The organism is Janthinobacterium sp. (assembly GCF_009923995.1).
Classification (GTDB): Bacteria; Pseudomonadota; Gammaproteobacteria; order Burkholderiales; family Burkholderiaceae_D; genus Janthinobacterium.
This window is the reverse complement of record NZ_RFSK01000002.1, coordinates 100,689-123,667: the sequence shown is the minus strand read 5'-3', so window position 1 is coordinate 123,667 and position 22,979 is coordinate 100,689. Positions and strand designations below refer to the sequence as shown.

Genomic DNA, 22,979 nt, shown 5'->3' with positions numbered 1-22,979 from the left:
CTTGCTTGATGCCGCCCTCTGATTATTTTGCTTGCGCGGTAGTCACAATGGCTGGACGCAACAGGCGGTCCGCAATCATATAGCCCTTTTGCAAGACTGACACGATGGTATTGGCTTCCTGATCCGCTGGCACCACGGCAACGGCCTGGTGTTTCATCGGATCGAGCTTCTCGCCCTGCGCTGGCAGCACTTCCACCAGGCGGTTGCGCTCGAACGCGGCGCTCAATTGCTTCAAGGTCATCTCGACGCCTTCTTTCAGCGACTCGATCGTCGGTGCTTCCACCGTCAGCGCCGTTTCCAGGCTGTCTTTCACCGGCACCATGGCTTCGGCAAAGCTTTCCACTGCGAATTTATGCGCTTTAGCAACATCTTCCTGCGCGCGGCGGCGGATATTTTCGCCATCGGCCTTGGCGCGCATGAAGGCATCGTGCATTTCTGCCAGACGCGCTTCGGTACTCGCCAGCTGCTCTTCCAAAGTAGGCTCTGCGGGAGTCGATGGCGCAGTCGTCGCGGCGTCCGCTTGCGGATTAGGTACGGCTTGGTTTTCCTGATCTTGCATCTAGAAAGCTCCTACAATCAATGGCTTAAATAAGTTAGTCTATACATCTTTACAACACTAACCGGCAGATGGGGCTATATCCTACTGTTTCAAGGGGTACGCGCGCGAACGCCAAGGTTTACGTCAGCCAATGTTACAGCTTATTACAAATCGCTTCCCATTTCGGGCGGCGAGCCGTGCGCGCCCTATGGAGCGTGCTCCCCCGGATACAGCCGGCATCCCCAGCAAAGCCGGCATTCTACCAGCCCCGCCAAGGCGATTGCCACTGACGATGTTGCTACTTGGCAAACCATCCGTCCACGCCAGAAACGACAAAGCCGCGCAAGCGCGGCCCATCATTGCAAAATAGATACTTTTTCTAATTCGCCGCCCCCAGCGCCAGGGCCGCCGCGCGGGCCTGCTCGCCCTCGTGCTTGTCGGCCGCCCGCTGCGCCGCCGTCTTCATCGTGGGCCAGCCAATCATGTGCTGTTCAGCGATTTCTGCCAGGCCCGCGATCCACTTGGGCGTTTCATTCAGGCAAGCGATGTAATGGAAATGCTGGCCGCCCGCCGCCTCGAAATCGTGCTTCGCTTCCATGGCGATTTCTTCCAGGGTTTCCAGGCAGTCGCTGGTAAAGCCCGGGCACAGCAGGTCGACGCGCTTGACGCCCTGCTGGGCCAGCGCCACCAGGGTGGGCGCCGTGTACGGCTGCAGCCATTCGGCCTTGCCGAAGCGGGACTGGAAGGTCACCACATATTGCTCTTTAGTTAATTTCAACTTTTCCGCCAGCAGGCGCGCCGTTTTCAGGCACTGGCAGTGATACGGGTCGCCCAGCAGCAAGGTGCGCTTGGGCACGCCGTGAAAGCTCATCACCAGTTTTTCCGGCCGGCCATGCGCTTCCCAATGGTTCAGCACGGAATCGCGCAAGGCGTCGATATACGTGTCGTGTTCGTGGTACTGCTTAATAAAACGCAATTCCGGCACATTGCGCACCGTCGCGTAATGGGCAAACACGGCGTCGTAGATGGAACCCGTCGTCGTGCCCGAGTATTGCGGATAGGCGGGCAGGATGGCGATGCGCTCGCAACCCTCGCTTTTCAGCTGGGCCAGCACCTCGGGCAAGGAAGGCGAACCGTAGCGCATGGCCATGGCCACCGTCACGCCATCGTGGCCCCGTTCGGCCAGTGCGCCGGCCAGCAATTTCGCCTGCTTGTGCGTGTGCACTTTCAGGGGCGAGCCTTCGCGCGTCCAGATGGACGCGTATTTCTTCGCCGACTGGCCGGAGCGAAACGGCAAAATGATCAGGTGCAGGATGCACCACCAGACAATGCGGGGAATTTCCACCACGCGCGGGTCCGACAGGAACTGCTTCAGATAGCGCCGCACGGCCGACGACGTCGGCGCATCGGGCGTGCCCAGGTTGACCAGCACCACGGCGCTGCGGTCGATGCTGCCATGCGTGTACGGAGGTTCTGTTTGAAATGACATGAAGGCTCTTTGATGACGGTGGACAGATAGCCAGCCATTATAGTTTCATTACGTCAACGCCGGTACAGGGTCAGATCCTCGATGCCGCCAACATCAAGCTCAGCGCTAACGCATCCGGGGGTCTGACCCCGGATTTACGCCTGCGTTTAAATCGCCAGCAGCTCGCGTGCATGCTTGCGCGTGGTGGCCGTGATTTCCAGGCCGCCCAGCATGCGCGCCACTTCTTCCACCCGGGCCTTGGCGTCGAGCATGTCGATGCGCGAAGCCGTCTTGCCGTTATCCAGGGTGCTTTTTGCCACCTGAAAATGTTGATTCGCCTGGCTGGCCACTTGCGGCAAGTGGGTCACGCACAGCACTTGCCGCCCTTGTCCCAGGCGCTTCAGCAGGCGGCCCACCACTTCCGCGACGGCGCCGCCGATGCCGCTGTCGACCTCGTCGAAGATCAGGGTCGGCGTGGTGGTGGCGTGCGAGGTGATGACGGAGATGGCCAGCGCGATGCGCGCCAGCTCGCCGCCGGACGCCACTTTCGCCAGCGAACGGGGCGCCGTGCCCGCGTGGCCGGCAACGAGAAATTCCACCTGCTCCAGGCCATGGGCGGCCGGTTCGCACGGGTTCAGGGCAATCTCGAAACTGCCGCCCGTCATGCTCAGTTCCTGCATGGCCCGCGTGACGGCCTGCCCCAGCTCCAGTGCGGCGGCTTGGCGCGTGGCGGACAGGCGCTCGGCGACGCTGCGGTATTCCGCCTCGATCTTCGCTTCCTGGCGCAGCAAGCCTTCGATGTCGGAAGCGTCGGCCAGGTGCTGCAGCTTTTCCGACAGCTTGGCGTGTTCCTCAGGCAACTCTTCCGGCGTGACGCGGAATTTGCGGGCCGTGCTGTGCATGGCTTCCATGCGCGCATCGAGCTGGTGCAGCCGCTCCGGGTCCAGCTCCACGCGGTCCAGGTAGTTGTTCAGCGCATACACGGATTCCTGCAGCTGGATGCGCGACGATTCGATCAGGTCGACGATGGGCTGTAATTCCGCGTCGACGGAGACGAGCTTGCCCAGTTTCTGGTTCAGGCCCGACAGCTGCGAGACGATGGGGTGGTCTTCCGACTCGGAAATGAGGGACAGGGCTTCCTGCGCGCCTTCCAGCAGGCTGGCCGCGTGCGACAGACGGCTGTGCTCGTTCGTGATGTCCGTCCATTCGCCGGGCTTGGCGGCCAGTTTTTCCAGCTCGCCCACCTGCCATTCCAGGCGTTCGCGCTCGTACAGCACGTTGGCGGCATTCGTTTCGAATTCTTCGCGCTGGCGCACGAGGGCGCGCCAGCGCTTGTGCAGCGCCGCCACCTGCCGCGCATCCTGCTCCGCGCCCGCTTCGCGCGCCGTCGCCTGGCCGTCGAGCAGCGCCCGCTGCGCTTCGCTTTTCAGCAGCGACTGGTGCGCGTGCTGGCCGTGGATGTCGACCAGCATGTCGCCCAGTTCGCGCAGCTGCGCGGCCGTGGCGGGGATGCCGTTGATATACGCTTTCGAGCGGCCCGCGTTGTCGATCACGCGACGCAGCAAGGCACCGCCGTCGTCATTGGCGAATTCGTTGGCCACCAGCCATGCCTGCGCCACCTCGCTGACGGAGAAATCGGCCGTGATGTCGGCCTTGGCCGCCCCTTCACGCACGACGCTGGCGTCGCCGCGTCCGCCCAGCGCCAGGGTCAGCGCATCGATGAGGATGGACTTGCCGGCCCCCGTCTCGCCCGTCAGCACGCTGAAGCCTGCGGAAAATTCCAGTTCAATGGTATCGACAATGACAAAATCGCGGATGGACAGTGTATGGAGCATGGCTTCTGTGGTTAGGCGGCGCACCGCGGGTTAGCGTGGAAAAACTGGTTAGCTGAGCTTGCCCTCGCCCGACGGGTACTCATTCCAGTGCAGTTTTTCACGCAGGGTGTTGTAGTAACTCCACCCTTCCGGATGCAGGAAGGTAATCGTGTGCGGCGAACGGCGGATGAGGATGCGGTCTTGCTGGACCAGGCTGGCGAACGTCTGCATGTCGAAATTGACGCTGATATCGCGCCCGCGCACGATTTCCACGACGATCTGGCTCGAGTCGGGCAAGACGATGGGGCGGTTCGACAGCGCATGCGGGGCGATCGGCACGAGCACGATGCCGCCCAGGGTCGGATGCAGCAGGGGACCGCCGGCCGACAGCGAGTAAGCGGTCGAGCCCGTGGGCGTGGAAATAATCAGGCCATCCGAGCGCTGGTTGTACATGAAGTGTCCGTCGACTTCGACGCGCAGTTCCGCCATGCCGGCGCCGCCGCCGCGCGAGACGACGACGTCGTTGACGGCCATGCCCACGTGGATGGACTTGCCATCGCGCAGCACGCTGCCTTCGAGCAAGGTGCGGCGTTCCGCCTTGAAGCGGCCGCCGAGAATTTGCGCCAGCACGGGCAGCATACGCTCGAGCGGAATATCCGTCATGAAGCCAAGCCGTCCCTGATTGATGCCGATCAAAGGCACGTCGAATGGCGCCAGCTGGCGCGCGATGCCCAGCATGGTGCCGTCGCCGCCCATGACGATGGCGCAATCGGCTGCGGCGCCGATCTCGGCCGGCGACATGGCGCGCACGCCGGGCAAGGCCAGGTGCGCAGCCGTCTCCGCTTCAAAGACCACCGTGTGGCCCAGCACCTGCAGGAAGTCGACGATGCTTTTCACGGGTTCGGCAATGCCATCCGTATTCTGGCGCACGACCAGGGCGATGGTCTTGGTGCCCAGGTTGAACGGGTGGCCCGGGGCTGGCAAGGCGGCTGCTGGCAATTCGGCGTGTTTTTCGACGGGCATAAAAATCTCGGTAGTGAATGCGTTGGCAAGTCGCCCCAGGCTGTCGCGCCGCACGCCGGCATCGCATGATACTGTATATATGCACAGTATAGTGCGGCTGCCGCGTGCCTGCAAGGGGCGTTTATCAGTGTTGCCGCAGTGTAGCGCAGAAAAAGATTCGCCCTTGCGTGCGCCAGCGCTCCGTGCGCCGGGAAATCCCCTTGCCGGTCCCGCGCCGCGGCGGGACACTGGCTGGACGTCATTCTTTCCACCAGGAGGCCATATGCTTACCCCACCAAGTGAACGCAAGATCAACACCGATGAAAAAGTGCGCAATGACGGCGTGGACCGTCTGCCGCACGAGCGCGACGAGTCGCCCGACGCGCAGAACGTGCGCCCGCGCAAGGTCATGCAGCAGGCGGCCAGCGACCTGGAGCAAGGCCTCGTCGACACGGACAGGCACGCCCAGCCGGGTGTCGAAAAGGTCAAGCCCGCCGCACCGCAACAGGCCCGTCCTGGCGCGCAGCCGGAACCCAAGAAGCCGCGCTGAGTCCAACCGTCACGCACTGCTACGTTTCCGGAGTACGCCATGCACCGCTACGCCTGTTCACTCCTGCTGGCCGCTGCCTGCGCCAGCACCGTCGCCCACGCCCAGGCGCCTGCCATGCCCGTGGGCTTTGGCCCCCAGCCCGTGCTGCCCGCACCCGATAAACAGCTCATTCCCACCGTCAATGTCGCCCCCGTGCAGCGCTGGACGGCCGGGCAGCGTCCCTTCGTTGCGGCCGGACTGGCCATCGACGCGTATGCACGCGGGCTCGACCATCCGCGCTGGCTGTACGTCTTGCCGAATGGCGACGTGCTCGTGGCGGAAACGAATGCGCCGCCGAAACCGGACGACAGCAAGGGCATCAAGGGCGCCATCATGCAGATGCAGATGAAAAAAGCGGGCGCGGCCACGCCCAGCGCCAACCGCATCACCTTGCTGCGCGGCATGGACAGCAAGGGCATGGCGCAGACGCGCAGCGTGTTCCTGCAAGGGCTCAATTCGCCATTCGGCATGGCCCTTGTCGGCAAGGACCTGTACATCGCCAATGCCGACGCCCTCGTGCGCTTCCCCTACGAGGAAGGACAGACCAGCATCACGGCCCCCGGTACCAAGGTGATGGACCTGCCCGGCGGACCCATCAACCACCACTGGACCAAGAACGTCATCGCCAGTGCGGACGGCAAGTTTTTATATGTCACCGTCGGTTCCAACAGCAATGTGGGCGAAAACGGCATGTCGGCCGAAGACGGCCGCGCCGCCATCTGGCGCTTCGAACGCGCGACGGGCAAGGCCCGCGTGTATGCGACGGGCTTGCGCAACCCCGTGGGCCTGGCCTGGCAGCCCGACACGGGCGCACTGTGGACAGCCGTCAATGAACGCGACGAACTGGGCAATGACCTGGTGCCCGACTATTTGACTTCGGTCAAGGATGGCGCCTTCTATGGCTGGCCCTACAGCTATTTCGGCCAGCATGTCGATGCGCGCGTGCAGCCGCCGCAACCGGGCCTAGTGGCCAGGGCCATCGCGCCCGACTATGCGCTGGGCGCGCACACGGCATCGCTGGGCCTGGCGTTTTATGACGGCAGCCTGCTGCCCGTCCGCTACCGGGGCGGCGCCTTCGTCGGCCAGCACGGGTCGTGGAACCGCAAGCCATTCAGCGGCTATAAAGTCATCTTCGTGCCCTTCGCCAATGGCGTCCCCAGCGGTCCGCCACAGGATGTCGTCAGCGGTTTCCTGGACCAGAACGGCAAGGCGCAGGGGCGCCCCGTCGGCGTGGCCATCGACAAGGCGGGCGCGTTGCTGGTGGCGGACGATGTGGGCAATGTCATCTGGCGCGTGGCGCCGTCCCGCTGAACGCGGCAGGCGTGGATGCCGCCCCTGTGTGGCGCAACGAACGGAAGCGAGGTGGTGGGGCGCGCATGATGGACTCTCGAACCACGCAAGGAGTACATCATGAAAAAAACAGGATCAGCCGTCTGGAGTGGCGGCCTTAAAGATGGCAAAGGGTTTATTTCCACCCAAAGCGGCGCGCTCGACAACGTGGCCTACGGCTTCAACACGCGCTTCGAAGATGGCCCCGGCAGCAATCCGGAGGAACTGATCGGTGCGGCCCACGCCGCCTGCTTCACGATGGCCCTGTCCGGCCAGCTGGGCGAGGCCGGCATGCGCGCCACGGCCCTGAAGACGACGGCCGAGGTCAGCCTGGAAAAAATCGATGGCAGCTATGCCATCACGGCCGTCCACCTGACCCTCGTGGCCACCATTCCCGGCGCCACCGAGGAAGCGTTCCAGGATGCGGCCCTGCGCGCCAAGCTGGGCTGCCCCGTGTCCAAATTGCTGGCCACGGAGATTACCCTGGACGCCCATCTGGAGTAATTCCGGCATACCGTCCGCTGCGGTCCGGTCACCGGACAGCAGGGGCGGTCTCGGCACAAAAACCATAAACCGCATAAAATCCTGCCATTCCCCTATCACCATCAAGGATTTACGATGCGTATTTTGCACACCATGTTGCGGGTCGGCGACCTGCAGCGCTCCATCGATTTTTACACCAAGGTCCTGGGCATGAAACTGTTGCGCACCAGCGACAATCCGGAATACCAGTACACGCTGGCCTTCGTCGGCTACGGTTCGAATCCCGACCACGCGGAACTGGAACTGACGTATAACTACGGCACCACCAGCTACGAGCTGGGCACGGCGTATGGCCACATCGCCATCTCCGCCGAGGATATCGTTGCCGCGTGCGATGCGGCACGGGCCAACGGCGGCAACGTGACGCGCGAACCGGGCCCCGTCAAGGGCGGCAACACGGTCATCGCCTTCATCACCGATCCGGACGGCTACAAGATCGAATTGATCGAACGCAAGTTCGATGGCCAGGGCGCCGGCCTGTAAGACTTCCGTCCTTGCGCCGCGCTGCGCAGGACGAAAAAAAACCAGCGCCGTTGCCGGTGCTGGTTTTGATTGGCATCAAAATCTCGCTTATTTATCCAGCAAGGCGTTGACGGGCACCAGGTCCGTTTCCTTCAAGGTGCCGGCTGCCGACTTCAGGCGCAAGCCATTCATGATGGTGTCATAGCGGGCCTTCGACAGGTCTTTTTGCGTGCTGAACAATTGCTTCTGCGCATTCAAGACGTCGATATTGATACGCACGCCCACTTGATAACCGAGCTGGTTCGACTCCAGCGCCGATTTGCTCGACACTTCCGCCGCTTCCAGCGCCTTGACTTGCGCCAGGCCACTGTTGACGCCGAGGAAAGCCTGGCGCGCGCCCTGTGCCGCCGTGCGGCGCGCCGTTTCCAAGTCGTTGCGGGCCTTGTTTTCCAGCGCGATCGATTCGCGCACCTTGCTCGTCACGGCAAAGCCGCTAAAGATGGGGATGCTCCACTGCACGCCGATGGCATTATTGTTCGCGCTGCCGGTGCCGCCGCCCGTGGTGTAGGTATGGCCCGTGTTGGCGATCAGGTCCAGGGTCGGATAGTGGCCGGCGCGGTTGCGGCCGATGTCGCGCTTGGCCGATTCCACGCTGAACTGGGCCGTGACGACGCCGTAATTCTGTTCTTCCGCCGAGCTCACCCACGGTTCGATGGCGGCCGGTTCCGGTGCGCTGATGACCACGCCCGTGCGCATCGGCGCCAGGTTCGCTGGCGCTTCGCCGATGATGGTTTGCAGGGCGCTGCGCTTGTTGGCCAGGTCATTGATGGCGGCAAATTCCTGCGCCACCACCAGGTCGTAGGCCGCTTGCGCCTCATGCGTATCGGTAATGGTCTGCGTGCCGACCTCGAAGTTGCGCTTGGCCGATGCCAGCTGCTCCGTCGTGGCGACTTTTTGCGCCTGCGTCGCGCCCAGGTTGTCCTGCGCGCTGAGCACGTCGAAATACGCCTGCGCCACACGGGTGATCAGGTCTTGCTGTACCTGTGCAAATTGCGCTTCGGCAATTGCCTGCGCCAGCTTGCTTTGCTGATAGGTTTCCCAGCGGTCCCAGCGGAACAGCGGCTGCGCCAGGGTCAGGTTGTAGGTATTCGTGTGCACCTTAACCGTCGGCATGGAAATGGTGCTGGTGATCGGTTCGATGCTGTTGCGCGTATTGCTGCCCGACGCGGACACTTGCGGCAGCAGGCCGGACAAGCCTTGCGGAACCCGTTCCATCCCGGCCGACAGGGCCGCGCGCGCACTGGCGTACTGCGCGTCATTGGCCAGCGCCTGCTGGTACACCTGGATGAGATCGGCCGCCTGCGCTTGCAGCGAACATGTCATCGAGACAAAGGCGCTGGTCATCAGTACGGCGATAAGGGGTTTCCGCATTGCATTTCTCCGTTGGAGTCGTCAAAAGTTGATGGAATCAAAAATCTGCTACCGCTCAACCTGGCTCCCGCCGGGTAAGCGGGGTACAGGCCTCCGCAGGCATGCGGAAAGCATGCCTGGGGTTGTATCTACTGCGAAATACTTAGTATTTAGGCATGGCGCTGTCGACTTGCAGCGCCCAGGCATGGACGCCACCCGTCAAGTTACTGATCTTGCCAAAACCATTGCGCTCCAGGAAAGCCGCCACCTGCATGCTGCGTGCGCCGTGATGGCAAATGCAGACGATCTCGGCATCTTCATCGAGGTCGTCGATACGCGCCGGTATCGAGTTCATCTGCATCAGGGTGGCGCCGTCGAGGTGGCACAGGTCAAACTCCCACTGCTCGCGCACGTCCAGCAATACGGGACGCGGGCGGGAGGTGTCAGCCAGCCAGGCGGCCAGCTGCGGTGCGCTCAAATGCTCCATTGAATCTCGCCGCCTCAGAACTGGAAGTGCGACGGTGCCACGGCTTGCAGCGGCGTGACATTGGTTTCAAACAGCTTGCGCGTGTCGTAGGCCTTGTCCGAGCTGCGCGTGATCAAGTGCGCCGACATGATCGGCGCTTCGCCGATGATGGCGAGGATACGGCCGCCCACTTTAACTTGTTGCAACAGCGCTTCCGGCAACACGGCCAGCGCGCCGGACACGACGATCACGTCGTAGGGTGCGCCCTTGCTCCAGCCCTGGGCACCGTCGCCCAGTTCCACGGTCACGTTGGTGACGCCGTTGGCCGCCAGGTTCTGTTCGGCCAGGGTTTTCAATTGCGGCACGATTTCCACGCTCGTCACGTGACGCGCCTTGTGCGCCAGCAAGGCAGCCATGTAGCCGCTGCCAGTGCCGATTTCCAACACATTTTCATGCTTTTTGACGGCTACGTCTTGCAAAATGCGCGCTTCCAGCTTTGGCGTGAACATGCATTCGCCGCCGCCCAGTGGAATTTCGGTATCGACGAAGGCCAGGTTTTTATAGGCGGCAGGCACGAAATCTTCACGCTTGACCACGTTCAACAGCTCCAGCACGTCGAGATCCAGTACGTCCCATGGACGGATTTGCTGTTCGATCATATTGAAGCGGGCTTGTTCGATATTCATCTTTGGACTCGGTAAGTGAAGTAATAATCCGCCATTTTATCGTTGAACTGGCTGAAAGCACATGTTAACCATAAAGACGGGGAATGGAGGAAATTTGCGACGATCTGCAGATTTGGGGGGGTGAACCTTGGAAAAGGGGCAACTGAACGGTAGCGGCAGGGGCCGTGGATCAGTTTTTCCCGGGCGCCTCCACCTGCAGGCTGCGCACGCTCATGTCGATAAAGGCATCCATATAGGCCACCGGATCGATGTTCTTGACCTCGCATGGCAGGAAGGAATGCGTCCACATCATGAGCATGGTGACGGGGGCGCTGAGGATGGTGCTGACCAGGACGGGATCGACCTGGCGGAATTCGCCGCGCTGCATGCCCCGTTCCAGCAGGCTGACGACCAGCGCATTGCCGCGCGCGACGACTTCTTCGTTGTAAAACTGCGCCAGTTCCGGGAAATTGTTGGCTTCGGCCAGCATCAGCTTGGTCAAGCCGGCCAGCTTGGTGGCACCGAACTCTTCCCACCACTGCATCATCACCTTGCGCAGCAAGTCGGCGCTGCTTTCCTCCGACGCGGCCATGCTGTTTTCCGCCTCGCCGATCGACTGCACGATATTGTCGCGCACCACGGCCTTGAACAATTCCTGTTTATTCTCGAAGTACAGGTACAACGTACCCTTTGACACACCTGCCCGCTTGGCCACGTCCTCCAGCCGCGTCGACGCGAAACCCCGTTCGACGAACAGGTCGAGGGCGGCGGCGAGCAATTCCTGGGGGCGGGCATCCTTGCGCCGCTCCCAGCGGGGCTTGGTATCAATCGGGGCGTGCATGTGTCAATCCGGGTAACTTACTTTTGAGTCATTAATAGTAGACTTGTCTCCAAGTCCGGTCAAGCACCGGCGCATGGCCCGGCGCGCCATTGTAGCGCGCCGCTGCGGCAAACAGTACCCTGGCAGGCGATGATGGGCAGCGCGCGGAGGGCTGGCGTGCCGGCGCGGCCGCGGCGCACAGGACGGCCTGGGTGCAGTTCACGCCGCGTTTTACGCAGTTCATCGCATTTCTGCCATACCGGCTTGTGAGCTTTGCTATCTTGTTATCGACAGCACGGCAGCCGCGGCGCGGCCGCCGGCTTTTTTCTTGTCCTGAGATAAAACAACTATAAAGGAAACATCATGCGTACCTTGCTGGCCCTGTGCTGTGCCGTTGTCCTTGGCGGCTGCGCCATCGTCATCAATCCCAATGATGGCGACATCCGCTACGCGGGCGATTCGGGAAGCTCCGCCATCCAGGGCAACCAGCAGGTCAGCCGCGACGTACGCCCCGTCAGCAGCCTCACCGCCCTCGACATCGATAACATGAAGCGCGTCGATATCAAGATCGACGTGCGCGTCGGCCCCGCGCCGTCGCTGGTGATCGAAGCGGACAGCAACCTGCAGCCGCTGATCCATAGCGAAGTGAGCGGCGACACCCTGCGCATCTGGAGCGATACGAACATTCGCAGCGGCAATGGCATCCACGTCATCTATACGACACCGCAATTGAACAAGATCAATGTATCCGGTTCCGGCCGCCTGGTGGTCAGCGGCTTGAATGGCGACGACTTCAGCCTGGTGCAGCGCGGCTCGATGCGCAGCGAACTGTCTGGCAAGGTGGGCCGCTTTGACGTGGCCAACAATGGCTCGGGCACCATCAACGCGGCGGCGCTCGCCAGCGGCAACACGGACACGGTGCAGAATGGCTCGGGCCGCATCCAGCTGGGCAGCGTGCGCGGCGAACGCATCAACGTGGCCGTCAATGGCTCCGGCAACATCAGCGCCAGCGGCGCCGTGCAGCGCCTCGACGCCAACGTGAATGGTTCGGGCGACATCAATCTGGCCGCCTTGAGCAGCGACATCGCCTACCTGGCGAGCAACGGTTCGGGCGACATCGATGTCAGCGTGCAAAACGAAGTCAATGCCCGCGCCAGCGGTTCGGGACGTATCACCGTGCACGGCGATCCGATCCGCCGCACCCTGTCGGGCAAACGCGTCAGCATCGTGCGCTAAGCGCGCTCCTGGTGACGCAGGGGGCCGGCTTGCTATACTGTCGGCTCCTCACCCGTCCGCCTGAAATCCCATGTCATCCTCCGCCCCCCTGGCATGCCGCCCCTCGTGCGGCGCCTGCTGCACCGCGCCCTCCATCACCAGCCCGATTCCCGGCATGCCGGATGGAAAACCTGCGGGCGTGCGCTGCATCCAGCTGGCCGACGACAACCGCTGCCTGATCTTTGGCCAGCCGGAGCGCCCCGCCTTTTGCGGCGGCTTGCAGCCCTCGGCGGAAATGTGCGGCGCCAGCCGCGAGCATGCGATGCACTGGCTAACTCAGCTGGAACTGGCCACGGCACCGCACACCTGATGCTCGCGCAGGCCGCCAGCGGCTACGGCTTCACGCCGTGCTGGCCTGCATACGCGGCAAAAATAAACGGCTTTGCCGCATCCAGTTCCGCGAGCGTACCAATGCTGACCTCCAGATTCCCCGTGCCCCAATGCCCAATGGCGGTCACGTCGCGCGTTCTTGGCAGGATAGGCAAGGCAGGGGCAGGGTCGATATGCAAGTACAGCGTTAGGCAACTCTTCTTGTGTATCACCACAGTTGCAAAGTTCTTCAGGCGTTTGAACGCCAGGTACAAGCGCAATTCCTTGCGCTCCACATCATCCCCCAACGACATCGTGTAATCCTCCAGCGAGGCCAACAACTGACGCATGGGTGCCGACAGACCTGCCAGCACTTCCACGAATGCCCTGTCTGGTCCCGTCGGCTTACTCGCGCCGCCATCGGCCGGACCTGCAGCCATTATTTCCAACCTGGCTGACGCCGATGCCTGCAACCTGGCAGAGCCTCTTTTTGGCGTCGGATCCATGCCGGTGCTCGCGGACTCAAGCAGCAGCAAGTCCTCTGCAAATCGGCGGTAACGGATCAGTTCGATCGTCCGGCCTATCTGCTGGACGGCATGGCTGTCGAACTTGGTAAAGTCAGCCGCAATGCAAATCACCCGCGGCGCGCTCCAGTCGATCGCCTCCGATGCCGGCTTGCCCAGCTTGTCGAGCACCAGCAGCTTGAAGTCGGCCTGATGGTCCATCAACCAATCCAGGTAATACAGGCCTTGATTGATGACATTTTCACCAACGGAGCGTTTGTACTCGAGGATGACCGGACAATTGTTCTCATCTAAGCCAAGCGAATCGATGCGGCCCGCATGCGTCTTGCCGGTGGAATACTCGCTTGCCAGGAAACGGATACTCAGCAAAGTATCGAGGTTTGCCTCAATCAGGGTCTGTAAGGGTTTTTCCAGGTCCGATACGCTGCCTTGCAGTTCCTGCGCCTGGCCGTGGGCCAACTTGAAAAGTTTAATGTCGCTCATCCGTCTGTTTCCCATAGTCCTCGGCGAGCAAACACCAAGGTGTATCAAGATATCGGCGATGAGCATAAACGTATCTTTATCTTTTTTGCAAATTCATTTGCCATTGGCATGCCACGCGCAGGCCATGCCGTTGCGATGCAACGCATCGCAACGGCACTTGCCCGCACCCAGTAAACATTGACGGATCCTGCACGTTTGCGTATATTTATGCACATTCACGCACGTTTATAAGTTCAATATGTCCGCCACCCTCCTCCTCAAACAGCGCCACGCGCTGATCCAGCAACAATTGCATGCCGATGGCCGGGTCCTGGCGCTGGACCTGGCGCGCCAGCTCGACGTGTCCGAAGATACGATAAGGCGCGACCTGCGCGAGATGGCGGCGGCCGGCCTGTGCCAGCGCGTGTACGGCGGCGCACTGCCGCTGGCGCCCGATGGCGGCAGCTTGACGCAGCGCAAGCAGGAAGCGCCCGAGCGCAAGGAACGCCTGGCCCAGGCCGCCATCTCCCTCGTGCGCGCGGGCCAGGTGCTGTTTCTCGACGCGGGTTCGACCAACCTGGCCATCGCCAGCGCCTTGCCGCCCTTGGCGCTCACCGTCGTCACCAACGCCCCGGCCATCGCCATGGCCCTGATGGAACGCCCGGAAATCGAACTGATCATGGCTGGCGGCAGGGTCGACCGGCGTGCCGGCGCCAGCCTGGGACCGCAGGCGCTGCGCACGGTCGAGCGCATGCATCCGGACCTGTGCTTCCTGGGCGCCTGCGGCGCCGATGCGGACGCGGGCGTGACGGCGTTCAATTACGACGAGGCGGAATTCAAGCGCAGCATCGCGGGCGCCAGCAAGGCCGTCGTGGTGGCCGTCACCAGCGACAAGCTGGGCACGGCCGCCCCCTTCGGCGTGCTGGCCACGGGCTTGCTGCAACACCTGGTGCTGGAAGCGGACGCCGACGCGGCCCACGCTGCCGCCTTTGCGCAGCTGGGCGTGCAGGTATTGCGCGCCCGCGCCTGACTCTGATCGACACTCCTACACACTGACCCTGGAAACTTTCCCATGCATCTCACCGGCACCCTGCAACAACGCGCCACGCGCCTGGTCTTCTTTGCCGCCGGCCTCGGCATGGCCGCCTGGGCCCCGCTGGTCCCGTACGCCAAGTCGCGCCTGGGCCTCGACGAAGCCACCCTGGGCATTTTGCTGCTGTGCCTGGGCGCCGGCTCGCTGTGCGCGATGCCGTTTACGGGCATGCTGGCGGCCCGGTTCGGCTGCCGCAAGGTCATCGTCAGCGCCGGCCTGCTGCTGACCGCCATCCTGCCCGGCCTGGCCCTGGCGGCCACGCCGCTGCAACTGGGCCTGGTACTGCTGCTCTTCGGCGCGGCCATGGGCACGTTCGACGTGGCCATCAATATCCAGGCCGTGATCATCGAAAAAGCCAATGGCGGCGCCATGATGTCGGGCTTTCACGCGCTGTTCAGCGTGGGCGGCTTCGCCGGTGCCGCCTGCATGGCCCTGCTGCTGTGGCTGGGCCTGTCTCCCGCGCTCTCCTGCGTGGTGGTGATGCTGCTGCTGTGCGGCGTACTGGGCGCGGCGCAAGGCCATCTGCTGCCGACGGCATCCGCCTCCGGCGAAAAGACGCCCCTGTTCGTCATGCCGCACGGCGCCGTGATCCTCATCGGCCTGCTGTGCTTCATCGTCTTCCTGGCCGAAGGTGCCATCCTCGACTGGAGCGCCCTGTTCCTCACCACCACGCGCGGCGTGGAAGAAACCAAGGGCGGCCTCGGCTACGCCGCCTTCGCCATCGCCATGACGCTGGGACGCTTTACCGGCGACAAGGTGGTCAGCCGCTTTGGCGGAAAGCGTGTGCTTACTTTCGGCGGCCTGTGCGCAGCCAGCGGCTTCTTCCTGGCCGTGCTGGCGCCCCAGGCGGGCCTGGCCATGCTGGGTTTCGTGCTGATCGGGCTGGGGGCGGCAAACATCGTGCCCATCCTGTTTACGGCGGCGGGCAACCAGAGCGCCATGCCGGCCAGCCTGGCCGTGGCGGCCATTACCACCATCGGCTACGCAGGCATCCTGGCCGGCCCCGCCGTCATCGGTTTCGTGGCCCACGCCACCAGCCTGAACATCGCCTTCGCCATGCTGGGCGCCGCCCTGCTGCTGGTGGCGGCCAGCGCACGCCTGGCCGCGCCCGCAAAACAGGTTTCCTGAGCGCCCTCGCCTGGCGGACGGCCCTAAAAAAGGGCCGTCCGCCAGCACCCAAATCGGCTTCGCAAGCCTGCGGCGTGGTAAGCTTCGACCCCGCGCGCATTGCTGGCGCCACGCGGTCACCCCATCCTGTCACTCATACCCGTTTATATATCTATGGATCTCATTCTTGCGTTAAAAGCCATCATCATGGGGCTGGTCGAAGGTTTTACCGAATTCTTGCCGATTTCGTCCACAGGACACCTGATCCTGGCCGGCAGCCTGCTTGACTTTACTCAAGATGTCTCCAAGGACGTGATGGATGTCTTCGAGATCGCCATCCAGGCCGGCGCCATCCTGGCCGTGTGCTGGGAATACCGCCAGCGCATCGGCAGCGTGCTGTCCACCTTCGGCAGCGAAGTCAAGTCGCGCAAGTTCGTGCTGAACGTGGCCATCGCCTTCATTCCGCTGGCCGTCATCGGCCTGGCCATCGGCAAGATGATCAAGCACGCGCTGTTCAAGCCCGTGCCCGTGGCCATGGCCTTCATCATCGGCGGCATCATCATCTTGCTGGTGGAGCGCCGCGCGCGCACCAACCCCGTCACCGTGCGCGTCAACTCGGTCGATGAAATGACGCCATTCGATGCCTTGAAGGTGGGCTGTGCCCAGGCGTTCGCGCTGATTCCGGGCACCAGCCGTTCCGGCTCGACCATCATCGGCGGCATGCTGCTGGGCCTGTCGCGCAAGACGGCCACCGAATTCTCGTTCTTCCTGGCCATCCCGACCCTGCTGGCGGCCACCTTCTATTCGCTGTACAAGGCGCGCGACATCCTGTCGGCCACCGACGTGCCCCTGTTCGGCCTGGGCACCGTCGCCGCCTTCGTCTCCGCCTTCCTGTGCGTGCGCTGGCTGTTGCGCTACATCAGCTCGCACGACTTTACATTTTTTGCCTGGTACCGCATCGTGTTTGGCTTGCTGGTCCTGGCCAGCGCCCACTTCGGCTGGGTAGTTTGGGCAGAATAAGGCACTATGAATCAAGATCTTAACCAGCGCGCGCTGCACCTGCTGCAGACCGTTTTCGGCTACCCGGCCTTCCGTGGCCAGCAAGCCGACATCGTCGACCACGTCAGCCATGGCGGCGACGCGCTGGTGCTGATGCCCACGGGCGGCGGCAAGTCACTGTGCTACCAGATCCCCGCGCTGCTGCGCGACGGCGTCGGCGTCGTCATCTCGCCGCTGATCGCCCTGATGCAGGACCAGGTCGACGCGCTGGAGGAAGTGGGCGTGCGCGCCGCCTTCCTCAATTCCACGCAGACCTACGAAGAAGCGAGCCGCATCGAGCGCCTGGTGCGCACGGGCGGCATCGACGTCGTTTACGTGGCGCCCGAGCGCCTGATGACACAGCGCTGCCTGGACCTGTTCCAGTCCTCGAAGATCGCCCTGTTCGCCATCGACGAGGCGCATTGCGTGGCCCAGTGGGGCCACGACTTCCGTCCCGAATACATCAAGCTGTCGGTGCTGCACGAGCAGTTCCCGGACGTGCCGCGCATCGCGCTCACGGCCACGGCCGACCCGCAGACGCGCGCCGAAATCGCCCTGCGCCTGCAGCTCGACGACGCGCGCCAGTTCGTCTCGTCCTTCGACCGGCCGAACATCCGCTACCAGATCGTGGAAAAGGCGAATGGCCGCAAGCAGCTGCTCGACTTCATCAACACGGAACACGCGGGCGACTGTGGCATCGTCTACTGCCTGTCGCGCAAGAAGGTCGAAGAGACGGCGGAATTCCTGAACCAGAGCGGCATCCGCGCCCTGCCCTATCACGCCGGCATGGAGTACGCCAAGCGCAGCGCCAACCAGGCGCGCTTCCTGCGCGAGGAAAACATCGTCATGGTCGCCACCATCGCCTTCGGCATGGGCATCGACAAGCCCGACGTGCGCTTCGTCGCGCATCTGGATCTGCCGAAAAGCATCGAGGGCTATTACCAGGAAACGGGGCGCGCGGGACGCGACGGCATGGCCGCCAATGCCTGGATGGCGTACGGCTTGCAGGACGTGGTGCTGCAGCGGCGCATGATCGACGAATCGGAGGCGGACGACACCTTCAAGCGCGTGCTGGGCGTCAAACTCGACGCCATGCTGGGCCTGTGCGAAACGCTCAGCTGCCGCCGCATGCGCTTGCTCGAATACTTCGGCGAACCGGCTTCGCCGTGCGGCAATTGCGACACCTGCCTGGTGCCGCCCGTGTCGTTCGACGGCACCGTGCCCGTGCAAAAACTGCTGTCGGCCATCTACCGCGTCGACCAGCGTTTCGCCGGCGGCCACGTGATCGACGTGCTGCGCGGCGTGGAATCGGAGCGCATCAAGACCTGGCACCACGATTCCCTGTCCGTCTTCGGCATCGGCTCGGACCTGGGCGAAGCAGAATGGAAAGCCATCCTGCGCCAGGCCATCGCGCTGGGCCTCGTCTCGGTCGACCATGAACAATACAGCTCGCTGAAACTGACGGACGCCTCGCGCCCCGTGCTCAAGGGCGGCCAGAAGGTACAGCTGCGCCAGTACCAGAAACCGGTGAAAACCAGTAAGCGCAGCACCAGCGTGGCGAAGGGTTATGTCGAGACGGACCTGTCGACCAGCGAACAGGCCATCTTCGACAAGCTGCGCTGGTGGCGCGTGGAGACGGCGCGCACGCACAATGTGCCGGCCTACGTCATCTTCGTCGACGCCACCCTGCGCGAAATCGCCAAGGCCAAGCCCACCTCGCTGGAACAGATGCGCGGCGTGAGCGGCGTGGGCGAGAAAAAACTGGCCTCGTACGGCGACGAGATCGTCGCCATGATCCTGGAGATGATTTGATGGAAACACTCTCGTCCGACCTGATCTATCAGGCCGTGAAAATTCTCGGCGCCCAGCCCGACGCCGAAGACGCGGTGGAAGCGCAAGTACGGTTGCTGGTGCAGGACGATCTCACCGTGCGCCGCCTGGCCGATGTGGTGCCGGAAGCCTTCGGCCTGGTGCTGGCGTCGCACCTGCCCGGCGCCGAAAACATGACCCTGCCCGATACCTTCCGCGCGCAGGACGAGGACAGCGAGTGGGTGGAGTTCCCCATGCGCCGCGAGCCAATCTTTGTTGTCGCCGTGGACATCGCCCAGCATACCTTCCACAACGGTCCGCGCGCGCTGATGCAAAACCTGGCCGACCGCAGCTCCCTGCTGTCGGCCATCAGCAAGGCCTTGAACGCGGGCGGCTCGCTCGAGGGCACGACCTTGGGCCCGCCCTCCTTCTTCGGCCTGCCGGCATCGCTGTACCAGCCGGCGGCATCACCCGCTACGCCCTGAGCACTTCACTTTGCCTTGTCCTTGATAACGGAACGCTGCCGCGATGGAAACCAAATGGCTGGAAGACTTCATTTCGCTCGCTGAAACGCATAACTTCAGCCGTTCCGCTGCCCTGCGCCACGTCACCCAGCCGGCCTTTTCGCGGCGCATCCAGTCGCTGGAAAACTGGCTCGGCATCGACCTGGTCGACCGCACCTCGTATCCCACGCGGCTGACACCGGCCGGCGCCGTGTTCTACGAGCAGGCGCTGGAAATGCTGGGGCAGATCAACGGCGTGCGCGCCCTGTTGCGCGGCAAGCGGGCCGCCACGCAGACCAGCGTCGATTTCGCCGTGCCGCACACCCTGTCGCTGACCTTCATGCCGAAGTGGCTGACGGCGCTGGAAGAAGGGTTTGCGCCCATCAACAGCCGTTTGATGGCCCTGAACGTGCACGACGCCGTGCTGCAGCTGGTTGACGGCGGCTGCGACCTGCTGCTGTGCTATCACCATCCGCGCCAGCCGGTGCAGCTGGACCCGGGCCGCTACGACATGCTGGTGATGGGCCGCGAAACCCTGCGCGCGTACGCGCGCTGCGGCCAGGACAAGGTGCCCGATTTCGTCCTGCCGGGCAGCGCCAAGGAGCCGCTGCCCTTCCTCTCCTACACCAACAACGCCTACCTGGGGCGCATGGTGGAATTGCTGGTGGCCGACGCCAAGGTGCCCCTGTTCCTCGATACCTGCTACGAGACGGACATGGCCGAAGGCTTGAAGATGATGGCGCTGGAAGGACGCGGCATCGCCTTCCTGCCCGAATCGGCCGTCATGCGCGACGTCAAATACAAACACCTGGCACGCGCCGATGGCGGCGCGCCAGGCTGGGAAATCGAGCTGGAAATCCGCCTGTACCGCGAACGCCCGTCTGGCCTGCGCCCCGGCAAGCCCATCGTCGAAAGCCTGTGGCAATACCTGGTGCAGTCGCAGGACGGCAAGACGCGCATGGGCAAGCGCCGCAAACGCGCCACCGAGACGGCGCCATCCTGACTGGCAATCCTGTCAACACAACTATGCATTAAATGCATAACCGGATGCGCACAAAGCATTGGCCGGGGCATGAGGCTATCGCCTACGATGCGGTTCCGCTGCGCGCAGCCTTAAGGTGCGCCTACCACAGCATTTTTGAACGCCAGAAAAATTCATCGCGATGCTCTGCGGATTTTTCGGCGTTACCCCACCGTTTTGTCCAGGAGCTTATCAAGCATGACCAGCAAGCACGCACTTCCTTCCTACCTCAATTCCGAAGATCTGGGCCCATGGGGCGTCTACCTCGAGCAGATCGACCGCGTTACGCCTTACCTGGGCAACCTGTCGCGCTGGGTGGAAACGCTGAAGCGTCCAAAGCGCATCCTGACGGTCGACGTGCCCATCGAGCGCGATGACGGCACCATTGCCCACTACGAAGGCTACCGCGTGCAGCACAACCTGTCGCGCGGCCCTGGTAAAGGCGGCGTGCGCTTCCACCAGGACGTGACCCTGTCGGAAGTGATGGCCCTGTCGGCCTGGATGACGGTCAAGAATGCCGCCGTCAACGTGCCATACGGCGGCGCCAAGGGCGGTATCCGTGTCGATCCGAAGACCCTGTCGCGCGGCGAGCTGCAGCGCCTGACCCGCCGCTACACGAGCGAGATCAGCATGATCATCGGACCAAACAAGGATATCCCGGCACCGGACGTCAACACGAATGAACAAGTCATGGCGTGGATGATGGACAGCTACGCCATGATCGGCGGCAATATGTCGACCGGCGTGGTCACGGGCAAGCCAATCTCGCTGGGCGGCAGCCTGGGCCGCCGCGATGCGACGGGCCGCGGCGTGTTCGTCGTCGGTTGCGATGCAGCCGCCAAGGTCGGCATGTCGCTCGAAGGCGCGAAAGTCATCGTGCAAGGTTTCGGCAACGTGGGCGGCGTCGCTGCCCGCATGTTCGCGGAAGCCGGCTCGAAAGTGGTGGCGGTACAGGACCACAAGACCACCGTCGTGCATTCCGGCGGCCTGAACATCCCGCAACTGCTGGCACACGTGGCCGAAGTGGGCAGCGTCGAAGGCTTCCCGGGCGCCGAGGCATTCGTGCCACGCGAAGACTTCTGGGGCATCGACTGCGACATCCTGATCCCGGCCGCGCTGGAACAGCAGATCACGGCAGAACGCGCACAAGTCATCCGCGCCAAGATCATCCTGGAAGGCGCCAACGGCCCGACCCTGCCGGCAGCGGACGACATCCTGACCGACCGCGGCGTCTTGATCGTGCCGGACGTGCTGGCCAACGCCGGCGGCGTGACCGTCAGCTACTTCGAGTGGGCACAGAACTTCTCGAGCTTCTTCTGGACCGAAGAAGAGATCAACAGCCGTCTGACCCGCATCATGCGCGAAGCGTTCGACGCGGTCTGGCAAGTGTCGCAAGAGAAGAAAGTGTCGATGCGTACCGCTACCTTCATCCTGGCATGCACGCGCGTCCTGCAAGCTCGCGAAGTGCGCGGTCTCTACCCTTAATGGCTGCCTGAGAAAAAGCCCCGGGCGTTGTTGCCTGCCCCTCGCCGTACTAGCGTACTGTCGTCGGGGCGGCGTCTAGCCCTGTGCATTTTTCAGGCGCCATCGGGTTGTTGGCACTCTAAAGAAAAATCCCGCCACACTTGCGTGTGAGCGGGATTTTTCATGGGTGCCTACTTTGCTTCACGCTGAATAGCCTTGCGGGTTCTGGTGCTGCCAGCGCCAGTGATCGGTGCACATGTCGTCGATGTTTTTCTGAGCTTGCCAGCCCAGCAGTTCCTTGGCCTTGTCGGCCGAGGCGTAGCAGCTGGCGATATCGCCGGGACGGCGCGGCACAATGTCGTAGGGCACCTGGCGGCCGCTGGCGGCCTCGAAGGCGCGCACGGTATCGAGCACGCTGTAGCCGTGCCCCGTGCCCAGGTTGACAGTAAAGCCGCCGTCTGTCGAGAACAGGCGATGCAGCGCGGCCACATGGCCCAGCGCCAGGTCGACCACGTGGATGTAATCGCGCACGCCTGTGCCGTCCGGCGTAGCGTAGTCGTTGCCGAACACGGCCAGGCGCTCGCGGCGGCCCACGGCTACCTGGGCGATGAACGGCATCAGGTTGTTCGGGATGCCGGCCGGGTCTTCGCCGATCAAGCCGCTGGCATGCGCGCCGACGGGGTTGAAATAGCGCAACACCCCCACTTGCCACTGGGCATCGGCATGCACGAGATCAGCCAAAATCTGCTCAACCATCAGCTTGGAGCGGCCATACGGATTGGTCACGGACAGACGCGACGTTTCCAGGATGGGCAAGGCTTCCGGATCGCCGTACACGGTGGCCGACGAGCTGAACACGAAACGCTTCACGTTCGCCGCCGCCAGCACTTCCAGCAGGGCCACGGTGCCCGCCACATTGTTGTCCATGTACATCAGCGGTTGCGCCACGGATTCGCCTACGGCCTTCAGGCCCGCGAAATGGATCACCGCATCGATGGCATGCTCGCACAAGATGGCGGCCATGGCCGCACGGTCGCGCACATCGGCCTCATAGAAAGGCACGCGCTTGCCGGCAATGCGCTCGACGCGGGCCATGGCTTCGCGCGCGCTATTGCACAAATTATCCACGGCGACCACGTCAAAGCCAGCCGCCAGCAATTCGACGCAGGTATGCGAGCCGATAAAACCGGAAGCGCCGGTCACGAGTATTTTCTTGCTCATAATCCCAACCAATGCAAAAAAGATAAGACTACCTGAATTCGGACTAC

At 63.0% G+C, this 22,979-nt stretch carries 24 protein-coding genes; 14 read left to right on the top strand and 10 right to left on the bottom strand.

Annotation, left to right across the window (positions count from 1 at the left end; genetic code table 11):
- Positions 1-22: 22 nt before the first annotated feature.
- From grpE to EBS11_RS01625, 4 genes are all read right to left on the bottom strand, one after another.
- Positions 23-559 carry a nucleotide exchange factor GrpE gene (gene grpE, locus EBS11_RS01640; RefSeq protein ID WP_290599978.1) on the bottom strand — a complete coding sequence of 179 codons (537 nt, stop codon included), beginning with the start codon at positions 557-559 and terminating at the stop codon, positions 23-25.
- Between the two features lie 358 nt (positions 560-917).
- The gene (hemH, locus tag EBS11_RS01635; RefSeq protein ID WP_290599977.1) at positions 918-2,027 is read right to left on the bottom strand and encodes a ferrochelatase; all 1,110 of its coding nucleotides are present in this window, start codon (positions 2,025-2,027) and stop codon (positions 918-920) included.
- Between the two features lie 146 nt (positions 2,028-2,173).
- A complete protein-coding gene (gene recN / locus EBS11_RS01630) occupies positions 2,174-3,841 on the bottom strand; it encodes a DNA repair protein RecN (RefSeq protein ID WP_290599975.1) in 1,668 nt (555 codons plus the stop codon).
- Positions 3,842-3,889: 48 nt separating this feature from the next.
- Positions 3,890-4,843: an NAD kinase gene (locus tag EBS11_RS01625; RefSeq protein ID WP_290599974.1), complete on the bottom strand. Its 954-nt coding sequence runs from the start codon at positions 4,841-4,843 to the stop codon at positions 3,890-3,892.
- 262 nt (positions 4,844-5,105) lie between these two features.
- Between EBS11_RS01625 and EBS11_RS01620 the strand changes: the two genes are divergently transcribed.
- The 4 genes from EBS11_RS01620 to gloA all read left to right on the top strand — a co-directional run bounded on the left by EBS11_RS01620 (position 5,106) and on the right by gloA (position 7,766).
- Positions 5,106-5,372 carry a hypothetical protein gene (locus EBS11_RS01620; protein ID WP_290599972.1) on the top strand — a complete coding sequence of 89 codons (267 nt, stop codon included), beginning with the start codon at positions 5,106-5,108 and terminating at the stop codon, positions 5,370-5,372.
- A 39-nt stretch (positions 5,373-5,411) separates the two neighbouring features.
- Positions 5,412-6,722 carry a sorbosone dehydrogenase family protein gene (locus EBS11_RS01615; RefSeq protein WP_290599971.1) on the top strand — a complete coding sequence of 437 codons (1,311 nt, stop codon included), beginning with the start codon at positions 5,412-5,414 and terminating at the stop codon, positions 6,720-6,722.
- A 99-nt stretch (positions 6,723-6,821) separates the two neighbouring features.
- Positions 6,822-7,244 (top strand): OsmC family protein, encoded by a 423-nt coding sequence (locus tag EBS11_RS01610; protein WP_290599969.1) that lies wholly within the window; start codon positions 6,822-6,824, stop codon positions 7,242-7,244.
- A 114-nt stretch (positions 7,245-7,358) separates the two neighbouring features.
- On the top strand, positions 7,359-7,766 hold the full coding sequence (gene gloA, locus EBS11_RS01605; protein WP_290599967.1) for a lactoylglutathione lyase: 408 nt from the start codon (positions 7,359-7,361) through the stop codon (positions 7,764-7,766).
- An 87-nt stretch (positions 7,767-7,853) separates the two neighbouring features.
- Here the strand turns inward: gloA and EBS11_RS01600 are convergent, their stop codons facing one another.
- The 4 genes from EBS11_RS01600 to EBS11_RS01585 all read right to left on the bottom strand — a co-directional run bounded on the left by EBS11_RS01600 (position 7,854) and on the right by EBS11_RS01585 (position 11,127).
- Positions 7,854-9,176 (bottom strand): TolC family outer membrane protein, encoded by a 1,323-nt coding sequence (locus EBS11_RS01600; protein ID WP_290599965.1) that lies wholly within the window; start codon positions 9,174-9,176, stop codon positions 7,854-7,856.
- Between the two features lie 142 nt (positions 9,177-9,318).
- On the bottom strand, positions 9,319-9,642 hold the full coding sequence (locus EBS11_RS01595; protein ID WP_290599963.1) for a rhodanese-like domain-containing protein: 324 nt from the start codon (positions 9,640-9,642) through the stop codon (positions 9,319-9,321).
- Positions 9,643-9,656: 14 nt separating this feature from the next.
- Positions 9,657-10,307, bottom strand: coding sequence for a protein-L-isoaspartate O-methyltransferase (locus EBS11_RS01590; protein WP_290599962.1), 651 nt, complete (start codon positions 10,305-10,307; stop codon positions 9,657-9,659).
- Positions 10,308-10,476: 169 nt separating this feature from the next.
- On the bottom strand, positions 10,477-11,127 hold the full coding sequence (locus EBS11_RS01585; protein WP_290599961.1) for a TetR/AcrR family transcriptional regulator: 651 nt from the start codon (positions 11,125-11,127) through the stop codon (positions 10,477-10,479).
- 342 nt (positions 11,128-11,469) lie between these two features.
- On the opposite strand from EBS11_RS01585, the gene EBS11_RS01580 reads away from it, so the two are divergent.
- On the top strand, positions 11,470-12,342 hold the full coding sequence (locus tag EBS11_RS01580) for a head GIN domain-containing protein (protein WP_290599960.1): 873 nt from the start codon (positions 11,470-11,472) through the stop codon (positions 12,340-12,342).
- Between the two features lie 70 nt (positions 12,343-12,412).
- The gene (locus EBS11_RS01575) at positions 12,413-12,691 is read left to right on the top strand and encodes a YkgJ family cysteine cluster protein (RefSeq protein WP_290599958.1); all 279 of its coding nucleotides are present in this window, start codon (positions 12,413-12,415) and stop codon (positions 12,689-12,691) included.
- Between the two features lie 22 nt (positions 12,692-12,713).
- On the opposite strand, the gene EBS11_RS01570 is transcribed toward EBS11_RS01575, so the two are convergent.
- Positions 12,714-13,697, bottom strand: a complete 984-nt coding sequence (locus EBS11_RS01570) for a DUF5655 domain-containing protein (protein WP_290599956.1) — start codon at positions 13,695-13,697, stop codon at positions 12,714-12,716.
- A 39-nt stretch (positions 13,698-13,736) separates the two neighbouring features.
- Between EBS11_RS01570 and EBS11_RS01565 the strand changes: the two genes are divergently transcribed.
- From EBS11_RS01565 to EBS11_RS01530, 8 genes are all read left to right on the top strand, one after another.
- Positions 13,737-13,871 carry a hypothetical protein gene (locus EBS11_RS01565; RefSeq protein WP_290599954.1) on the top strand — a complete coding sequence of 45 codons (135 nt, stop codon included), beginning with the start codon at positions 13,737-13,739 and terminating at the stop codon, positions 13,869-13,871.
- A 64-nt stretch (positions 13,872-13,935) separates the two neighbouring features.
- Positions 13,936-14,706: a DeoR/GlpR family DNA-binding transcription regulator gene (locus tag EBS11_RS01560; RefSeq protein ID WP_290599953.1), complete on the top strand. Its 771-nt coding sequence runs from the start codon at positions 13,936-13,938 to the stop codon at positions 14,704-14,706.
- 42 nt (positions 14,707-14,748) lie between these two features.
- Positions 14,749-15,897 (top strand): MFS transporter, encoded by a 1,149-nt coding sequence (locus EBS11_RS01555; RefSeq protein ID WP_290599952.1) that lies wholly within the window; start codon positions 14,749-14,751, stop codon positions 15,895-15,897.
- Positions 15,898-16,050: 153 nt separating this feature from the next.
- The gene (locus EBS11_RS01550; RefSeq protein WP_290599951.1) at positions 16,051-16,896 is read left to right on the top strand and encodes an undecaprenyl-diphosphate phosphatase; all 846 of its coding nucleotides are present in this window, start codon (positions 16,051-16,053) and stop codon (positions 16,894-16,896) included.
- A 6-nt stretch (positions 16,897-16,902) separates the two neighbouring features.
- On the top strand, positions 16,903-18,726 hold the full coding sequence (recQ, locus tag EBS11_RS01545; protein WP_131373384.1) for a DNA helicase RecQ: 1,824 nt from the start codon (positions 16,903-16,905) through the stop codon (positions 18,724-18,726).
- Complete coding sequence (locus EBS11_RS01540; protein ID WP_290599949.1) at positions 18,726-19,208, top strand: hypothetical protein; 483 nt, start codon at positions 18,726-18,728, stop codon at positions 19,206-19,208. The genes recQ and EBS11_RS01540 overlap by 1 nt, the downstream gene beginning before the upstream one ends.
- Positions 19,209-19,251: 43 nt before the next feature.
- A complete protein-coding gene (locus EBS11_RS01535) occupies positions 19,252-20,229 on the top strand; it encodes a LysR family transcriptional regulator (RefSeq protein ID WP_290599948.1) in 978 nt (325 codons plus the stop codon).
- A gap of 216 nt (positions 20,230-20,445) precedes the next feature.
- The gene (locus tag EBS11_RS01530; RefSeq protein ID WP_152254882.1) at positions 20,446-21,732 is read left to right on the top strand and encodes a Glu/Leu/Phe/Val dehydrogenase; all 1,287 of its coding nucleotides are present in this window, start codon (positions 20,446-20,448) and stop codon (positions 21,730-21,732) included.
- A gap of 180 nt (positions 21,733-21,912) precedes the next feature.
- Here EBS11_RS01530 and galE read toward each other — a convergent pair whose 3' ends face one another.
- The gene (galE, locus tag EBS11_RS01525; RefSeq protein ID WP_290599946.1) at positions 21,913-22,932 is read right to left on the bottom strand and encodes a UDP-glucose 4-epimerase GalE; all 1,020 of its coding nucleotides are present in this window, start codon (positions 22,930-22,932) and stop codon (positions 21,913-21,915) included.
- Positions 22,933-22,979: the final 47 nt, after the last annotated feature.

Excerpts from the sequence above, each read along its gene's own strand:
- grpE (WP_290599978.1), bottom strand. The coding sequence starts at position 559 with ATGCAAGATCAGGAAAACCAAGCCGTACCTAATCCGCAAGCGGACGCC.
- hemH (WP_290599977.1), bottom strand. The coding sequence starts at position 2,027 with ATGTCATTTCAAACAGAACCTCCGTACACGCATGGCAGCATCGACCGC.
- recN (WP_290599975.1), bottom strand. The coding sequence starts at position 3,841 with ATGCTCCATACACTGTCCATCCGCGATTTTGTCATTGTCGATACCATT.
- EBS11_RS01625 (WP_290599974.1), bottom strand. The coding sequence starts at position 4,843 with ATGCCCGTCGAAAAACACGCCGAATTGCCAGCAGCCGCCTTGCCAGCC.
- EBS11_RS01620 (WP_290599972.1), top strand. The coding sequence starts at position 5,106 with ATGCTTACCCCACCAAGTGAACGCAAGATCAACACCGATGAAAAAGTG.
- EBS11_RS01615 (WP_290599971.1), top strand. The coding sequence starts at position 5,412 with ATGCACCGCTACGCCTGTTCACTCCTGCTGGCCGCTGCCTGCGCCAGC.
- EBS11_RS01610 (WP_290599969.1), top strand. The coding sequence starts at position 6,822 with ATGAAAAAAACAGGATCAGCCGTCTGGAGTGGCGGCCTTAAAGATGGC.
- gloA (WP_290599967.1), top strand. The coding sequence starts at position 7,359 with ATGCGTATTTTGCACACCATGTTGCGGGTCGGCGACCTGCAGCGCTCC.
- EBS11_RS01600 (WP_290599965.1), bottom strand. The coding sequence starts at position 9,176 with ATGCGGAAACCCCTTATCGCCGTACTGATGACCAGCGCCTTTGTCTCG.
- EBS11_RS01595 (WP_290599963.1), bottom strand. The coding sequence starts at position 9,642 with ATGGAGCATTTGAGCGCACCGCAGCTGGCCGCCTGGCTGGCTGACACC.
- EBS11_RS01590 (WP_290599962.1), bottom strand. The coding sequence starts at position 10,307 with ATGAATATCGAACAAGCCCGCTTCAATATGATCGAACAGCAAATCCGT.
- EBS11_RS01585 (WP_290599961.1), bottom strand. The coding sequence starts at position 11,127 with ATGCACGCCCCGATTGATACCAAGCCCCGCTGGGAGCGGCGCAAGGAT.
- EBS11_RS01580 (WP_290599960.1), top strand. The coding sequence starts at position 11,470 with ATGCGTACCTTGCTGGCCCTGTGCTGTGCCGTTGTCCTTGGCGGCTGC.
- EBS11_RS01575 (WP_290599958.1), top strand. The coding sequence starts at position 12,413 with ATGTCATCCTCCGCCCCCCTGGCATGCCGCCCCTCGTGCGGCGCCTGC.
- EBS11_RS01570 (WP_290599956.1), bottom strand. The coding sequence starts at position 13,697 with ATGAGCGACATTAAACTTTTCAAGTTGGCCCACGGCCAGGCGCAGGAA.
- EBS11_RS01560 (WP_290599953.1), top strand. The coding sequence starts at position 13,936 with ATGTCCGCCACCCTCCTCCTCAAACAGCGCCACGCGCTGATCCAGCAA.
- EBS11_RS01555 (WP_290599952.1), top strand. The coding sequence starts at position 14,749 with ATGCATCTCACCGGCACCCTGCAACAACGCGCCACGCGCCTGGTCTTC.
- EBS11_RS01550 (WP_290599951.1), top strand. The coding sequence starts at position 16,051 with ATGGATCTCATTCTTGCGTTAAAAGCCATCATCATGGGGCTGGTCGAA.
- recQ (WP_131373384.1), top strand. The coding sequence starts at position 16,903 with ATGAATCAAGATCTTAACCAGCGCGCGCTGCACCTGCTGCAGACCGTT.
- EBS11_RS01540 (WP_290599949.1), top strand. The coding sequence starts at position 18,726 with ATGGAAACACTCTCGTCCGACCTGATCTATCAGGCCGTGAAAATTCTC.
- EBS11_RS01535 (WP_290599948.1), top strand. The coding sequence starts at position 19,252 with ATGGAAACCAAATGGCTGGAAGACTTCATTTCGCTCGCTGAAACGCAT.
- EBS11_RS01530 (WP_152254882.1), top strand. The coding sequence starts at position 20,446 with ATGACCAGCAAGCACGCACTTCCTTCCTACCTCAATTCCGAAGATCTG.
- galE (WP_290599946.1), bottom strand. The coding sequence starts at position 22,932 with ATGAGCAAGAAAATACTCGTGACCGGCGCTTCCGGTTTTATCGGCTCG.